Genomic DNA, 14,944 nt, shown 5'->3' with positions numbered 1-14,944 from the left:
TTAAAAAATAGTAGGGAACTGGAAGAATGGCTTTAGCAAAGAATTGTTATTGAATTACGAAAACCTATTAAAAAAGGTGACTTTTAAAATTATTCTGCTATAATCCGCGCACGCACTTAAATTCCAGTTCATTACCTGAACATTCAGTTCTATTCATATTATGCGCACGCTGTCCATAGAGAGGACCACATCTTGCGCCCAAATCGCTTAGCGATTCTTCAGGTTGAGGCAGTAATCAAGCGTGCGTTTAGTCCACATCGTCGTTATTCGGATTGCCACTGAATTGTACTTATATTCAGCTTGAGTCGCTTTGCCGCTTGTTGCCGATGTCTATTTTTTGTATTTATTAAAATGGAGCACCCATTAGGGTGAAACTCTCTATGAGCAAAACTTTTGCCGAATTTTCCTTACATGAAACCCTACAACAAGCACTTGAAGGTTTAGGCTTTACTAGCCCGACACCTGTACAGGAACAAGCAATTCCAGCTGCTTTAGCAGGTAAAGATTTATTAGTTTCAAGCCAGACTGGTTCTGGTAAAACAGCTGCATTCCTACTCCCTACATTAAATGCTTTAGCGGGTCAGGAAACTTTTGTGCCATTTAAAGAGCGCATGAAAGCAGTGACTCAACCAAGCATCTTGGTTTTATGCCCGACACGTGAATTGGCTCAACAGGTTAGCCAGGATGCGATTGCATTTGTACGTCACATGAAGGGCGTTCGTATTGCCGCAATCATGGGTGGTATGCCTTTTGGTAAGCAAATTCAGCAGCTTAAAGGTGCACAAGTCATTGTTGCAACCCCAGGCCGTTTACTTGACTTGGTTAATCGTCGTCAGTTGAAACTTGATAAAGTTGAATCGTTGATCGTTGACGAAGCTGACCGTATGTTAGACCTTGGCTTCTCTGAAGATTTGGAAGCGATCAGTGATCTGGCTGCAAACCGTAATCAAACACTCATGTTCTCTGCAACATTTGCGGACCGTATTATCCGTTTAGCAGAACGCATGATGAACGATCCTGAGCGTATTGCGATTGAGACAGGCCATAGTACCAATACCGATGTAACTCAAACATTGCATTGGACCGATGGTTTTGAGCACAAGAAGAAATTACTGACTCACTGGTTGTCTGACGAATCAGTTGATCAGGCGGTTGTTTTTGCAAGCACGCAAGAAGATACCGACATGCTGGCTGAAGAATTGGCTGAAGCAGGTCACTCGGTTGTTGCGCTACATGGTGCGATGCCACAAACTGTTCGTAACCGTCGTTTACGCAGCATTCGTGAAGGTCGTGCAAAAATCCTGGTGGCAACTGACGTTGCAGCACGTGGTTTAGATGTACCAACCATTTCTCACGTGATTAACTTCGGCTTGCCAATGAAGAATGAAGACTATGTACACCGTATTGGCCGTACAGGTCGTGCGGGCCGTTCAGGTCAGGCGATTACCTTGGCGACTTACCGTGAACGCGGCAAAATCCGTGCCTTGGAAGATTATTTAGATGCACGTTTAAATGTGTCTGAAATCGAAGGTCTAGAGCCATCTCCACCTCCTGCTCGTTCAGGTCGTGATGGTGGTGGTCGTGGCCGCGGTGGTAATGGCGGTGGTCGTGATGGTGGCGGCCGCGGTCGTGGTGGTTTCGGCGGTGGTCGTCGTTTTGAAGGTGAAGGTAACTTTAAGCGTCGTGAAAGCGGTGATGATCGTCCACGTCGTAGCTTCGATGACAAACCTCGTGGTGAGCGTCCAGCGTTTGCTGGTGAAGACCGCCCACGTCGCGAATTCAATTCAGATCGTCCACGTCGTGAGGGTGGTTTTGAAGACCGTCCACGTCGTGAGTTTAATTCAGATCGCCCACGCCGTGAGGGTGGTTTTGATGATCGTCCAAAGCGTAGTTTTGGTGGTGAAGACCGTCCACGTCGTGAGTTCAATTCTGATCGTCCACGTCGTGAGGGTGGTTTCAATGATAAGCCACGTTTTGATGCGAATGATGACAACCGTGGCAATCGTGTAGACTATAAACCACGTCGTGAGGGTGGCTTCGGCGACCGTCCAAAACGTGATTTTGGTGATCGTCCACAACGTGAGGGTGGCTTCGGTGACCGTCCAAAGCGCGATTTTGGTGATCGTCCACAACGCGAGGGTGGTTTCGGTGATCGTCCAAAACGTAGTTTCGGTGATGACCGTCCAAAGCGCAGTTTTGGCGATGACCGTCCAAAACGTAAGTTCGGCGGTGAAGATCGTCCAGCGCGCGGCACTCGTGAAGAAACTTTCGGTGGTGACCGTCGTCGCAAAAATGACTTTTAATCGATAAAAACCGATGAAAAAACTAAGCCAGTTGTAAAACTGGCTTTTTTATTTGGGATTAGTCAGGTAAAATTGTTAAAATGTGTGCTAATTCAAATTTTGTATAAGAAATGAAAAGGGTTAATCAAAACAAAAGTCTTTTGAGTCGAATGTGGTCTTTCATATGCAATGATGGACTGCCATGCCTTTTTGTCATTTTGATGCTCTGTAATGGCCTGTTTTTCGCCTATGCACTTTTTGATGCCAATCACGTCGATTCATTAAATGTTAATTCCAGCCAAACCACCAGTCAGGTCGTCTCAAAAAATAACTACATAAATTAATAATCTTCATACGTCGCTTATCAAAATAAAAACAACGATTTAATCTTTCAGTGTATAGTATGCGTGCATAAAAAGTGCAGGAATGAATGCCATTATGAATAACAAATCTCCTCTCGATAGCGAAGCCCTAATTGAAGTTAAAAACCTGAGCTTTAATCGAGGAGAACGCGTCATTTATAACGATATCAGCCTTAAAATTCGACGTGGTCAAATTACTGCCATTATGGGACCATCAGGTACAGGTAAGACTACTCTATTGCGTTTGATTGGTGGACAACTGAGTCCCGATCAGGGTGAAGTTCTACTGGATGGTAAAAATATTGCATCCATGTCACGCAATGAGTTGTTTGCTGCACGTGCCCGTATGGGTATGTTATTTCAAAGTGGTGCACTGTTTACTGATATGTCGGTCTATGAAAATGTGGCATTCCCGATTCGTGCACATACCAAATTGCCAGAACACCTCATCGCAGAACTGGTGGCATTAAAACTTGAATCCGTCGGTTTACGTGGTGCTGAGCAGTTGATGCCAACTGAGCTTTCGGGTGGTATGAACCGCCGTGTGGCTTTGGCACGTGCCATTGCACTTGATCCTGAACTGATTATGTATGATGAGCCGTTCGCAGGACAGGACCCGATTGTGATGGGCGTATTGACCCGCCTCATCCGTTCCCTGCGTGAAGCGTTGGATTTAACGACCATTGTTGTCTCACATGATGTCTCAGAGACACTGTCGATTGCTGACTATATTTATGTGGTAGCGGAAGGCAAAATTCAGGGTGAAGGTTCACCTGAACAATTAAAAAATCACGCATCGCCATTTGTGCGCCAGTTTTTAACAGGTTCGGTTGAGGGACCTGTCGAATATCAATTTACACACCAAGCATATTTAGATAACGAGGTTCGTCCATGAATGCGATTGCCTGGCTAGGTAGACTCGTTATTGAGCGAATAAAGGGAATTGGTGCTGCGGCGTTAATGCTCCTGCAAGTTTTATTTTCCATGCCATCCAAAGGTGGCTTTCAGCGTTTTGTGTACCAGATGTATCGTGTCGGGGTGATGTCCCTGCTGATTATCGCAGTTTCAGGCTTATTTATTGGTGCTGTTCTTGGCTTGCAGATGTATAGCATTCTGGTCACCTTTGGCAGTGAGGCGATGCTGGGTACAGCAATTTCACTGACATTACTGCGTGAGCTGGCCTCTGTGGTGGCTGCCTTGCTGTTCGCAGGCCGTGCAGGTTCAGCACTGACTGCTGAAATTGGTTCCATGAAGCAGAGTGAACAGCTTGCCAGTATGGAAATGATCGGGGTTGATCCACTTCGTCAAATTGTTTCCCCTCGTTTATGGGCAGGGATTGTCAGCTTGCCAATGCTCACCGTGATTTTTGCAACCATTGGCATTATTGGCGGCAAGATGGTGGGTGTTGATTTCTTGGGTGCTGATGAAGGTTCATTCTGGAGTGGCATGCAAAGCAGCGTGCAGTTCTGGCATGACATTTTCAATGGCACCATTATTAAAAGTATTGTATTTGCCCTGATTTGTACATGGGTAGCGGTCTATCAGGGCTATGCCTGTGACCCGACACCTGAAGGTATCGCGACTGCAATGACCAGAACGGTCGTATATTCTTCACTTTGTGTATTAGGTTTTGATTTCGTGTTGACTGCGGTCATGTTCGGAGGGATTTAATGAAATCACGTACTAGTGAGCTGGCCGTAGGTATTTTTGTCATTATCTTCGGTATCGCTCTATTTTTTCTTGCGATGAAGGTCAGTGGCTTAGTCGGTACCAATTTACGTGACAGCTACAGCATGACAGCGCAGTTTGATAATGTGAATGGTTTAAAACCACGTGCCAAGGTAACCATGAGTGGTGTCACCATTGGCCGTGTAGAATCCATTACCCTTGATCCAGTGTCGCGTCTGGCAACAGTCAAGTTTGACCTTGATGGTAAGTTAACCAGCTTTAGTCCAGAGCAACTCAAGGAAGTGCAGAAGAACGCACTTGAAGAATTGCGCTACAGCGCTGACTATGAGCAGGCGGATGCCGCGAAACAAAAAGAAATGGAACAGCAACTCATCCGCAACATGACCTCCATCACCAGTCTGGATGAGGATGCTTATATTATGGTTGCAACCAATGGTCTTCTGGGTGAGAAATATTTGAAAGTGGTGCCAGGTGGTGGTGTGAACTACCTTAAACGTGGTGACGTGGTTTCAAATACCCAGGGTACAATGGATTTAGAAGATTTAATTAGCAAATTTATTACAGGTGGTGCTGGTAAAGCCACAACTGGCTCAACCGCAACAGAGGGTTCAACTTCACAGCCAGCCGCCGCTGAAGCAGAACCATCTTTCGCTGAGTAATTTAGGTTAGGAGATTGTCCGTGAACACATTATTGAAACAAACGCTAACAGCAAGCGTATTATCAGCTATGCTTGCAACCACAGCATTTGCAGCACCAACAGAAACTCCACCTGATTTTGTCAAGCGTGTTGCTGATGGGCTGATTACCCGTTTAAAAGCAGATAATGCGAAATTACAGAATAACCCAGCTTTGGTAAGAACGATTATTCGTCAAAATCTTGACCCATATGTAGATTCACAGGCGTTTACACGTATTGTGTTGGGTACTTATGCCAATAACCAATATACCAATGCTGCACAGCGTGCCCAGTTTGAGAAAAACTTCCGTGAAGTGATCATCGAAAACTATGGTGGTGCTTTTGCAAAATATACCAACGAAAGCTACACCATGCGCCCTTATAAAGCGTCAAACAGTAAAAACCCTGTGGTGACGCTGGACTTCCTGCACAATGGCGAAAAGATTCCTGTGTCGTTCCAGTTAAACGACAAGGGCGATCAGTGGAAAGTACGTAATATCAATGTGTCTGGTATTGACCTTGGTTTACAGTTCCGTAACCAGTTTGCGGCAACTGTTCAGCGTAATGGTGGTGATATCAATAAAGCGATTGCAACCTTTAAACCAGATGCAGATGCTGCCGTAAGCAAAAAATAAGGTGGTGACGGGTGATTCAGTATATTGACCAGCAGTTAGTTGTTTCCAAGACGATTAACTTTGAAAATGCGGAACAGGTTTATCAGGCTGGATTAAAGCATATTCAACAGCACAAGGCTTTCCCCTTGGTTGTTGATTTGGCTCAGCTTGAAAATGGTAATACCTTGTCTTTGGCGGTATTGGTGCAATGGTTGCGCCAAACACCTGAGAACAAAGGCCTGCATTTTAAAAATGTCTCTGAGAAGATGCTGAAAATCATCCAGGCCAGCCATCTACAGGATGACTTGAAGTTAATTTGATCAAAATCTTGTCGAAATAAAAAAGCACCGTCAGGTGCTTTTTTATTAAATCCATTTTTTCCAGCGGAAATACACCATCGGCAACACCAGAAATGCCATCAAAATGCCAGTGACAATCCAGAAACTGAGATTGCCATGTGCAAAGGGAAGCACGTCAGTGTTCATACCATAAATACTGGCGATCAGCATCGGAGGGGCAAGCATACTGGGTAAAATCGAGAATCGACGAATCGTGTCGTTCTGTTCGGTGTTAATGAACCCAGAGGTGGTATCCAGCAAGAAGCGTACTTTCTGGAACAGGAAAGCGTCATGTTCAACCAGCGAGCGAACATCCTCACTTAACTCGCGAATATCGGCATCATAAATATGACTGCCCAAGGCACGTGGACGAGATAAAAAGGTCAGTACCCGACGTAGGTCAATCAAACACAGCTGGGCTTTTCCGAGCATGTCTTCCTGCTGTGCCAGACGCGTAATCATGTCATCCAGATCCAGTACCTTTTCACGGTGATGGTTATTCAACACTTCGGTTGAGTATCTTTCCAAGTCTTTGTGGATATCTTCGAGGATATCCGCAAGTTCATCCAGCTTTGCCTCAAGCAGGCCCAATAAAATCCAGGTCGGATCTTTATAGTCCATGTCATAGTCATTGCGCCGCGCACGCGCACGGAACGCACGGAACGCCACCAGCTTTTCACCACGCAGGGTAAACAGGCGGTCTTTATGCAAAATGAACGCAACCGTTTGCACCATTGCCAGCATGTGGGATGATTCTTCCGCATCTCCATCCACCTGATAGTTTTTATTCTTTGTTAAAAAATAGGTGCTGATATGTAAAATACCATCGTCATCACGGTAAAATCGTGCCGATGAGGAAATGTCTTCAAGTGACTTTAAGGTGGGCAGGTTACGGTCATAGGCATCCAGCACCCATTGTTGTTCTTCCTGCGAGGGGGCGATGAGGTCAATCCACACCAGTTCAGGGTGCAGATCAAAGCTGCCGTTGATGGTTGCATCTTCCAGACTACCGCGCTCTGTGGCATAAAAGGCTTCAAGCATGTCTTTTTTCCTCGCGCAGTCAATATCAGACTTTCTGCTTTCATAGAAAGTCAGCGTGTATTTTAGACAAGGATCGGCTGAAAAACACTTGCCTAAACGTTATTTTGTTAAAAATCTTGTTACATAGTCTACTTTAGCAGCATGACAGTTATATAAAACGGTTTTAATTGTATGAAATCTAGGGGCTGTTGATCTAAAGAATTATCGTTGTCCAGATGAGTCATGGCTGAGCAGGACAATACCAAATCTATGGTTGTTTAGTTCCATTGTAATGAATGCATCAGTTGAAATTTAAGTGTGAGGAAAGGGTATTGAAAACGATTACTGTGGCTGCGGCTGTCATTCTAAATGAGCAGAATCAACTGCTTCTAGTGCGTAAACAGAATACGCAGGCATTTATGCAGGTGGGTGGAAAACTGGACCTGAACGAAGCACCTGAACTGACCATCCAGCGTGAGATTTTGGAGGAGATTGGCTGTGAATGTGAGATTAAACAGTTTATCGGGCAGTTTGAAACGGCGGCAGCAAATGAACCAGGCCATGTTCTGGTGAGCTATGTTTATTCAGTTGAACTCAAGCAGGTTCCACAAATTGCGGCTGAAATTGCTGAGATGAAGTGGATCAATTTGGATGATCAGTCCACAGTATTGGCACCACTGACTAAAGAGGTGGTGATTCCATGGTGTCAGCAAAACCTTGTAAGCTAGACTCGCGATGTTGTGCGGCTGACAAACATACACTATGGATCTGTTGGCAGCCGAGCTGTTCCAGCACTTTCGACAAGGCGGTAATGGAACTTCCTGTAGTCACCACATCATCCACAATCAGCACCTTTCGATAGCGGACTTTTCCTGATGGGTCGGCAATAAATTGCTGCTCAATATCTTCCAATCTCTCTAGACGTGAAAAGCCTTTTTGTGAGTGTTGTGCCAGACGTTGTACAGGCTGCCAGACAGGAACATTTAGGTTATGTGCTAGCACTTTAGCCAATAGTAGGCTCTGGTTAAAACCGCGTTCTACCAAGCGATCTGTGGAAATTGGCATTGGCACTATGGCCTGGACTTTGGGAAGCTTGAGCTGTAGCAAAAGGCCATTCAATAAACGTTGATGATGCAGTTTTTGCTCATATTTAAACTGTTGAATGATGCGGTCAATTGGGTATTGATAATGGCAGGCAACAAACACCTGCTGCTGGTTACGGGTAATGTGCTGTCTCAACCACGGCAGTTGTTGCCAGCAACTTTGGCACACACCAAAATGCTGTTTTACGCCAATGTCACACAGGCTGCATGGAGTGAAATAATCAAAAACCTGTTGTGCTGATCTGCCAAGTAATTTAAACATAAGCGTATCTTGGTGCTTCAGGCAGCCAGCGTTTGAGCAGGCCGTTAGCATGTTGTGGGTAATCCTTGAGGATTTGTGCCGCCACATAATGCGCCTGATTAAGCAAATGGTCATCACGTTCCAAACGGGCCACGCGAAAGCCCATCTCACCTGTCTGTTTGGTGCCCAGCAATTCACCTGGGCCACGAATTTCCAGGTCCTTTTCAGCAATCACAAAGCCGTCATTGCTTTCCCGTAGAATGGAAAGGCGTTCCTGTCCATTCTGTGACAACGGGGTTTTATAGAGTAGGGCGCAGAAACTTGCAGTTGCGCCACGACCCACCCGACCGCGGAGCTGATGCAGTTGAGACAGCCCCAGCCGTTCTGCATTTTCAATCACCATGATGGAAGCATTGGGTACATCCACGCCGACCTCAATCACTGTGGTGGCAATCAGCAGTTGCAATTCATTGTCCTTAAAGGCCTGCATAACGGTCTGTTTTTCATCCGCTTTCATTTTGCCATGCACCAGCCCAATGTTGAGCTCAGGAAAACGTTGCTTAAATTCCTGATAGGTGGCCTCGGCTGCCTGGGCATCCAGTGTTTCAGACTGCTCAACCAGCGTGCAGACCCAGTAGGCCTGCTTGCCTTCACGACAATTTTTTGCAATACGTTGCAGAACTTCCTCGCGCCGATCCAGTGGAATGGTCACGGTTTGGATGGGGGTACGTCCTGGTGGAAGTTCATCAATCATGGAGGTGTCCAGATCACCATAGGCACTCATGGCCAGCGTGCGGGGAATTGGGGTTGCGGTCATCACCAACTGATGAGGTGTGAACTGGTCTGAACCCTTGTTGCGTAGGGCAAGCCGTTGATCAACCCCAAAACGGTGCTGTTCATCAATAATCACCAGACCGAGTTTGGAAAACTCCACATTGTCCTGAAACAGTGCGTGGGTGCCCACAATCAACTGGGCATGACCCTGCTTGATCTGTTGTTCGGACTGAGCGCGTGCCTTGCCTTTCTGCTTGCCTGACAGCCATGCCACCTGAATGCCCAACGGTTCAAACCAGCGTTTAAAGTTTAAGTAGTGCTGCTCGGCAAGAATCTCCGTTGGTGCCATCAAGGCCACCTGCCAGTCCGCTTCCAGCGCATGACAGACAGCGACCGCTGCAACCAGCGTTTTACCTGCCCCGACATCGCCCTGTACCAGACGCAACATTGGCTGATCCTGTTTGAGGTCGTGCAATATTTCCTTGGAAACCCGTTTCTGGGCATTGGTCATCTGGAATGGCAGGCCATTCAGTAATTGCTTTGCCAAAACCTTGCTGCTGTTAAAACGCGGGGCGGCAATCTGGCGGATATAGGCACGGCGCGTCAACAAACTGACCTGATGGGCAACCAGCTCCTCAAAAATCAGGCGCTGCTGTGCAGGATGGGAACCCTGATTAAGCTGCAACATGTTGGCATCGGTTGGTGGTTCATGGATATAATGCAGGGCCTCTTTCAACTCATAGCCATTACTGTATTTGCTTGGCAGCAGTTCAGGCAGGTCATCGCTATGATACTGTAAAGCCTGACGCACATATTCCCGTAGTTTGGGTTGAGTCAGGCCCTCGGTACTTGGGTAGATTGCGGTAAGCTGGGTTTCGGGTAAGGCGGTATGTTGCTGGATCACCTGAATTTCAGGATGGTAAAGTTCCAGACCACGCGCGCCGACCCGAACCTCGCCAAAAATCCGTAGGCGTTGCCCAATCTTGATACGGTCGGTCAGACCCTTGTAAATATGATAAAAACGTAAAGTAACCTTGCCAAAATCATCCTGTAGCAATGCTGCAAGTGACTTCTTTTTGCCAGGTGGGAAGTCAACTGACCTGACTTCACCCTCCAGCAGGTAACTGCGCCCAACCATCAACTGATTCATTGGAATAATCGTGCTACGATCTTCATAGTCACGCGGAAGATGAAACAGCAGGTCATCCGTGCTAAAAATGTGGAGCTTTTCTAGCAGGGTCGCTGCGGCAGCACCAACGCCTTGTAATTGCTGGACTGAGTTCATCTTTGGTCAGGGATATGTATGCATATTTTATTTATTGGTTATGGTAAAACATCTCAACGTGTTGCTAAACACTTATTTGAGCAAGGTCACCACATTAGCACAATTAGTCGCAGTGCAAAAACAGATTGTTACGCGACACATGAGATACAGGATATTCACCAGCTCGACCTGACCGCATTTGCTCCGATTGATGTGGTCTATGTGTTGCTTGCTCCGTCACAAGGGGGAATCGAGGCCTACCAGCATACCTACGTGGACAGTGTTGAACCGATTGTTCAGGCATTAAAGTCACACCCTGTTCAGCGCATCATCATTGTTTCATCCACCCGTGTGTATGGTGAAAATGCAGGGGAGAGGGTTGATGATGAGTCATTGATCCAGCCTGCCGATGAGCAGGGCAAGCTGTTAAGGAAAATGGAGTTGTTGTGGCAGATGCATTATCCCCAGCAGAGCATCATCGTTCGTCCAACAGGGATTTATGGAACATCGGTTGCCCGTCTGCAAAGAATGGCTGAGCAAACGTCAACCCACCCAGCCATTCATTTGAGTAACCGTATTCATATTGATGATTTGGCAAGGTTTTTGGCTCAGCTTGTGGATGTGGAGAATGTGCAGCCCAGCTATATCGTCACCAATAACATGCCTTTACCCATGCATGAAATCCTGCTCTGGTTCCAGCAACAGCTTGGCCTGCCTGCATTGAGGCTGCTATCTGAACAGCAGACAGGGAAACGCATTTATGCCACCAGACTGATGGAAATGGATTTTAAATTTGACCATTTGATTTGCTTTAATGACTATGCGGCGGCTTTGTCGGCACATGGCAATCCAGAATAATTCGATTAAACTGCAAGCGTTTTGATTCGGGGTATGGCTTTTATTGCCATTAGATGTCAGTGTATCTTCCAGATGGCTTGGATTATGCACATGGATTGCAGGAAAATGAGCAAAGGTCAACGATGAAAAAAATAATATATACAATGCTTCTCGGATTAATTGCGACAAACAGTTGGGCGGGTGAACAGACCTGGTGTGTATTTGACCCTGTGGGGACTCAGGGGGATATTAGCCGCAGGTTGCAGGATATTCGCCTGTATGCACAGCAAAGCCAGGTCCAGTTGAAATTTAAAACCTTTAACAATGAAAGTGAGGCGATTCAGACATTTGACCAAGGCAAGTGTTCAGGGCTGGTTGCCTCAAACTTCAATACTTACCGTTATAACCGTTTTATGGGAAGTACAGGCGGAATTGGCCTAATTTCAAATAACCGTGTGGCGCGGATGCTACTGCAACTGTTCAATCATCCCAATGTGGAAAGGCGCATGGTGGGGTCAGACTACGAAGTGCTCGGCATGATTCCGATTGGTACAGCCTACATGATGATGAACACCCAGCAGATCAGCAAGGTCTCCCAGTTAAAGAACAAGAGAATCGGGATTCTTGAAAACAATCCCCCACAACAGGCATTGGTGCAGAGTGTATCGGCCCAGCCCGTCTATGTGGACTTTTCCAATGCGGTGGATTTATTCAAGCAAAAGAAGATTGATATTTTGGCCGCACCCGCTTATGGCGTATTGCCTTATAACATGAAAAAGGAATTTGGTGCTTCAACACAGGTGGTCAACTTTCCTGTTGCCTATTTTGCAATCAATATCGTGATTCGGCCCCAAAGCTATCCCACAGGTTTTGGCCATCAAATCCGAAGCTGGTTCGTAAAGAATAGCAATGTGCTGGCGGCACAGGCAATGCAGTGGGAGAACCATTTGCCCGCCTATTACTGGGCGGATATTTCAAGTTTTGAGAAACAGGGCTATGAGGCATTGGTGGCGAAAATCCGTAACCGCTATGTCGATTCAGGTTACTACGACGCCTATTTTGTTGACCTGATCAGACGGCTACGTTGTCTGGATGATCCGCAATATCTCGAATGTCGGAAATAAAAAAACCTCAAAGCGAAGTTGCTTTGAGGTTTTAATTGCAATATTAAGCTTTTTTACGTTTCAAGCGGCGTTTGGCCTGTTGTGAAGCCATTGCCTCCAGCGCTGTCGCCAATTCCTCATCACTGAATGTGGTGATGTGCTGCAACATCTGCAAGGTCGCTTCGTCAAGCACCAACTGGGCACCTGCCGCCATTTCACTAAAGTTGTCATCATATTCAATGAAGCCCTGTTCATTGTTGCGAATATAATTCTGCTGGGTCAGCACCTTAATAAAGCTTTGGAACAGTGCCTTGTCAAAGAACTCTGGTGAATTAAATTCATAGAGCACAGACAGGCGTTGACCCAATAAGTGGCTCAGCTCCTCAACCTGTTTGGTGGAGATATTGCCAGAACCACGCTGGGTAATCAGCGCAAGCGTCATGTAATAACGTTCCAGGCTCTGTTTCACAGGCAATGCCAAGGTCACAAGTTTCTGGTGTTCTTCGCTATTTGGTGTTGGGCTGAACAGGTTGCCATCATGGTCCTGAAAGATCAGGCCAATCTGTACCAGAGCATTGATGTAGCTATCAATATGCTGTTGCAGTTCAGCTGGCTGCCATTTCATGAACAGTTCAGCTTTTAGGAACGGATACAGGGTACGGATGACGTTGCTTAAATCGGTCTTGTTAATTTTACCGTTGTGCTCAACCAGTGACGCAACCAGTGATGGCAGTACAAAGGCATGCAGGATATTGTTGCGGAAATAGGTGAGCAGGACCGCCTGATTCTCCTCAATCGCAATAATATCGCCCAACACATGCTGTACGCGCTTGATCAGTTTGAGCTTCATGCCATAGGCAATGATTTCCTTGCCTGATAATGAGGTGACCTGAGTGCGCTCGTCATACGGTTGCTGGGTGGCCAGATCACGGTAAATGTCGAGCTGTTTTGCACAAATCTCTTCATCCAGCGTATGTTTTGGCGTTGCCAACAAGATCAGCGAAAGCAGGGAAACAGGGTTGACCACCACCGCACGGTTGATGTTTTCCAGAATCAGGTTGGCTGAGCTTGAAACCACACTGGAAATTTCTGCTGGAGTCGGTGCATCATTCTTTTCAATCTGGATATGGTCTGCATTGTGCTGTTTCAGGATGTCATCAAGAAAAACAGGTTCACCAAAGTTGACATGCACCTTACCGAAAATACGCTCGATTTTACGCAGTGTTTTCACAATACCAAAGATTGACTCAGCCTCTTTTGGCTTGCCCTGCATCTCACCCACATAGGTTGAGCCTTCCATTAGGCGTTCATAGCCAATGTAGGTTGGAACAAAAACAATTGGCTTGGCCCGACCGCGTAGATGACCATGAATGGTCATCGCCAGCATCCCTGTTTTTGGTGGCAGTAGGCGGCCTGTACGCGAGCGTCCACCCTCGATAAAGTATTCAATCGGTGTGTTACGCGACAAGATACTGTATAAATATTCCTTAAATACCGTGGTATACAGGGCATTGCCACGGAAAGAACGGCGGATAAAGAATGCGCCACCACCACGTAGTAGCTGGCCCACAAAAGGCAGGTTCAGGTTATCACCCGCGGCAATATACGGAATCATCAAACCACGTTTATAGATCACATAGGACAGCAACAGATAGTCGATATGGCTACGGTGACATGGCGTATAGATAATTTCGTAGTCTTTTGCCAGCTCACGCACGGTGCTGAAGTTATGCACCTCAACGCCGTCATAAAGCTGTGTCCATAAACGTGTCAAGGCCATGTCAGCAAAACGTACCGCTGATGCCGAGTAGTCAGAAACGATTTCATTGACATAGCCAATGGCACGGCGTTCAGCCTCCAGCATGCTGATTTTATGCTGAATACTTTCACGGCGAATGGCATCCTGTACATCTGGTGCCTTAATGACAGATTGCATCACGTTGCGACGGTCAGACAGGTCAGGACCAAGCACCACCTCGCGTTGCTGGTCAAGATAGGTGTCCAGTGAGCTTGCGATATAGGTGGCGGGAGAGATGTTTGGGTGATGCGCTTTGGCATAATCTACCAATTCACGCAAGGATTGTGGTTCATGGAACTCTAAATAGGACTGGCGACCATGCAGGCCAATATTGACCAGTTGTTTGACCGTACCTGGTGTCGCCCATGTATCGGAGAACAACAATTTAAACCATGAATCCTCTTTATCTGGCGAACGTCCCCACAGTACGGTCACAGGAATAAGCTGCACCTCAATTTCAGGCTGCTGTTCCAGCGCCTCAATCAATTGTAAAAGACGCGGAGGGAAAGTCTGGGTGTTAAATAAATTATTTTCATTCTGATGCAAAAACAGGATTGAGTTTTTTTCGTGGTAGGTCCCAAAACTCAAGGCATCCAATGCAGGCTTGAGATGAAGACGGCGGGTTTCCCCATCCACAACCAGTGCGTTGCTGCGTGAATAGTTTTGTAGGACATAGCAGACCAGCTTGTTTGAATCCTGGTTTTTTTGCTCTACTGCGGTGGATTCTGTAGGAACTTCACCAAGAACATGCGGGGTTACCACAAGGTCAAGCAACTTACTCGAAAGTTGGCGATACATTTGACCAAATCCAGTCTTGGACATTACAAACTCCTAAATCATAA

13 protein-coding genes are annotated in these 14,944 nt (G+C 46.5%); 9 read left to right on the top strand and 4 right to left on the bottom strand.

All coding sequences use genetic code 11. The features are described from left to right. The first annotated feature begins 380 nt into the window (after window positions 1-380). The 6 genes from QTA56_RS09285 (at window position 381) to QTA56_RS09260 (ending at window position 5,944) form a co-directional block, all read left to right on the top strand. Window positions 381-2,303 (top strand): DEAD/DEAH box helicase, encoded by a 1,923-nt coding sequence (locus QTA56_RS09285; RefSeq protein WP_267980690.1) that lies wholly within the window; start codon window positions 381-383, stop codon window positions 2,301-2,303. 417 nt (window positions 2,304-2,720) lie between these two features. Then, window positions 2,721-3,539: an ABC transporter ATP-binding protein gene (locus tag QTA56_RS09280; protein ID WP_267980689.1), complete on the top strand. Its 819-nt coding sequence runs from the start codon at window positions 2,721-2,723 to the stop codon at window positions 3,537-3,539. Then, window positions 3,536-4,315, top strand: a complete 780-nt coding sequence (mlaE, locus tag QTA56_RS09275; RefSeq protein WP_004678635.1) for a lipid asymmetry maintenance ABC transporter permease subunit MlaE — start codon at window positions 3,536-3,538, stop codon at window positions 4,313-4,315. The genes QTA56_RS09280 and mlaE overlap by 4 nt, the downstream gene beginning before the upstream one ends. After that, a complete protein-coding gene (gene mlaD / locus QTA56_RS09270; RefSeq protein ID WP_267980688.1) occupies window positions 4,315-4,992 on the top strand; it encodes an outer membrane lipid asymmetry maintenance protein MlaD in 678 nt (225 codons plus the stop codon). Before mlaE ends, mlaD begins: the two co-directional genes overlap by 1 nt. Window positions 4,993-5,012: 20 nt before the next feature. Next, window positions 5,013-5,645, top strand: coding sequence for an MlaC/ttg2D family ABC transporter substrate-binding protein (locus QTA56_RS09265; protein WP_267980687.1), 633 nt, complete (start codon window positions 5,013-5,015; stop codon window positions 5,643-5,645). 11 nt (window positions 5,646-5,656) lie between these two features. Beyond that, window positions 5,657-5,944 (top strand): STAS domain-containing protein, encoded by a 288-nt coding sequence (locus tag QTA56_RS09260; protein WP_267980686.1) that lies wholly within the window; start codon window positions 5,657-5,659, stop codon window positions 5,942-5,944. A 45-nt stretch (window positions 5,945-5,989) separates the two neighbouring features. Here QTA56_RS09260 and QTA56_RS09255 read toward each other — a convergent pair whose 3' ends face one another. Continuing rightward, window positions 5,990-7,003 carry a CorA family divalent cation transporter gene (locus QTA56_RS09255; protein WP_267980685.1) on the bottom strand — a complete coding sequence of 338 codons (1,014 nt, stop codon included), beginning with the start codon at window positions 7,001-7,003 and terminating at the stop codon, window positions 5,990-5,992. Between the two features lie 311 nt (window positions 7,004-7,314). On the opposite strand from QTA56_RS09255, the gene QTA56_RS09250 reads away from it, so the two are divergent. Further along, complete coding sequence (locus tag QTA56_RS09250; protein WP_267980684.1) at window positions 7,315-7,710, top strand: NUDIX hydrolase; 396 nt, start codon at window positions 7,315-7,317, stop codon at window positions 7,708-7,710. On the opposite strand, the gene QTA56_RS09245 is transcribed toward QTA56_RS09250, so the two are convergent. Next, window positions 7,664-8,347: a ComF family protein gene (locus tag QTA56_RS09245; protein WP_267980683.1), complete on the bottom strand. Its 684-nt coding sequence runs from the start codon at window positions 8,345-8,347 to the stop codon at window positions 7,664-7,666. The two genes, QTA56_RS09250 and QTA56_RS09245, sit on opposite strands and share 47 nt — an antisense overlap. Then, entirely contained in the window at window positions 8,340-10,385 is a 2,046-nt protein-coding gene (gene recG / locus QTA56_RS09240; RefSeq protein WP_267980682.1) for an ATP-dependent DNA helicase RecG, read from the bottom strand. The genes QTA56_RS09245 and recG overlap by 8 nt, the downstream gene beginning before the upstream one ends. Window positions 10,386-10,403: 18 nt before the next feature. Here recG and QTA56_RS09235 point away from each other — a divergent pair, with 18 nt between their 5' ends. Both QTA56_RS09235 and QTA56_RS09230 read left to right on the top strand, forming a co-directional pair. Next, window positions 10,404-11,222 carry an NAD(P)H-binding protein gene (locus tag QTA56_RS09235; RefSeq protein WP_267980681.1) on the top strand — a complete coding sequence of 273 codons (819 nt, stop codon included), beginning with the start codon at window positions 10,404-10,406 and terminating at the stop codon, window positions 11,220-11,222. A gap of 122 nt (window positions 11,223-11,344) precedes the next feature. Then, the gene (locus QTA56_RS09230; RefSeq protein ID WP_267980680.1) at window positions 11,345-12,325 is read left to right on the top strand and encodes a putative solute-binding protein; all 981 of its coding nucleotides are present in this window, start codon (window positions 11,345-11,347) and stop codon (window positions 12,323-12,325) included. A 43-nt stretch (window positions 12,326-12,368) separates the two neighbouring features. On the opposite strand, the gene plsB is transcribed toward QTA56_RS09230, so the two are convergent. Next, window positions 12,369-14,924 (bottom strand): glycerol-3-phosphate 1-O-acyltransferase PlsB, encoded by a 2,556-nt coding sequence (gene plsB, locus QTA56_RS09225; protein ID WP_267980679.1) that lies wholly within the window; start codon window positions 14,922-14,924, stop codon window positions 12,369-12,371. Between the last annotated feature and the right edge of the window lie 20 nt (window positions 14,925-14,944).

Source organism: Acinetobacter thutiue (assembly GCF_030385805.1).
GTDB lineage: Bacteria > Pseudomonadota > Gammaproteobacteria > Pseudomonadales > Moraxellaceae > Acinetobacter > Acinetobacter corruptisaponis.
The sequence above is the reverse complement of the archived record's forward strand: the minus strand, read 5'-3'. Positions and strand labels throughout refer to the sequence as shown.

What these genes read in the sequence shown, in the direction of transcription:
- QTA56_RS09285 (WP_267980690.1), top strand. Translation starts at nt 381, where the DNA reads ATGAGCAAAACTTTTGCCGAATTTTCCTTACATGAAACCCTACAACAA.
- QTA56_RS09280 (WP_267980689.1), top strand. Translation starts at nt 2,721, where the DNA reads ATGAATAACAAATCTCCTCTCGATAGCGAAGCCCTAATTGAAGTTAAA.
- mlaE (WP_004678635.1), top strand. Translation starts at nt 3,536, where the DNA reads ATGAATGCGATTGCCTGGCTAGGTAGACTCGTTATTGAGCGAATAAAG.
- mlaD (WP_267980688.1), top strand. Translation starts at nt 4,315, where the DNA reads ATGAAATCACGTACTAGTGAGCTGGCCGTAGGTATTTTTGTCATTATC.
- QTA56_RS09255 (WP_267980685.1), bottom strand. Translation starts at nt 7,003, where the DNA reads ATGCTTGAAGCCTTTTATGCCACAGAGCGCGGTAGTCTGGAAGATGCA.
- QTA56_RS09245 (WP_267980683.1), bottom strand. Translation starts at nt 8,347, where the DNA reads ATGTTTAAATTACTTGGCAGATCAGCACAACAGGTTTTTGATTATTTC.
- recG (WP_267980682.1), bottom strand. Translation starts at nt 10,385, where the DNA reads ATGAACTCAGTCCAGCAATTACAAGGCGTTGGTGCTGCCGCAGCGACC.
- QTA56_RS09235 (WP_267980681.1), top strand. Translation starts at nt 10,404, where the DNA reads ATGCATATTTTATTTATTGGTTATGGTAAAACATCTCAACGTGTTGCT.
- QTA56_RS09230 (WP_267980680.1), top strand. Translation starts at nt 11,345, where the DNA reads ATGAAAAAAATAATATATACAATGCTTCTCGGATTAATTGCGACAAAC.
- plsB (WP_267980679.1), bottom strand. Translation starts at nt 14,924, where the DNA reads ATGTCCAAGACTGGATTTGGTCAAATGTATCGCCAACTTTCGAGTAAG.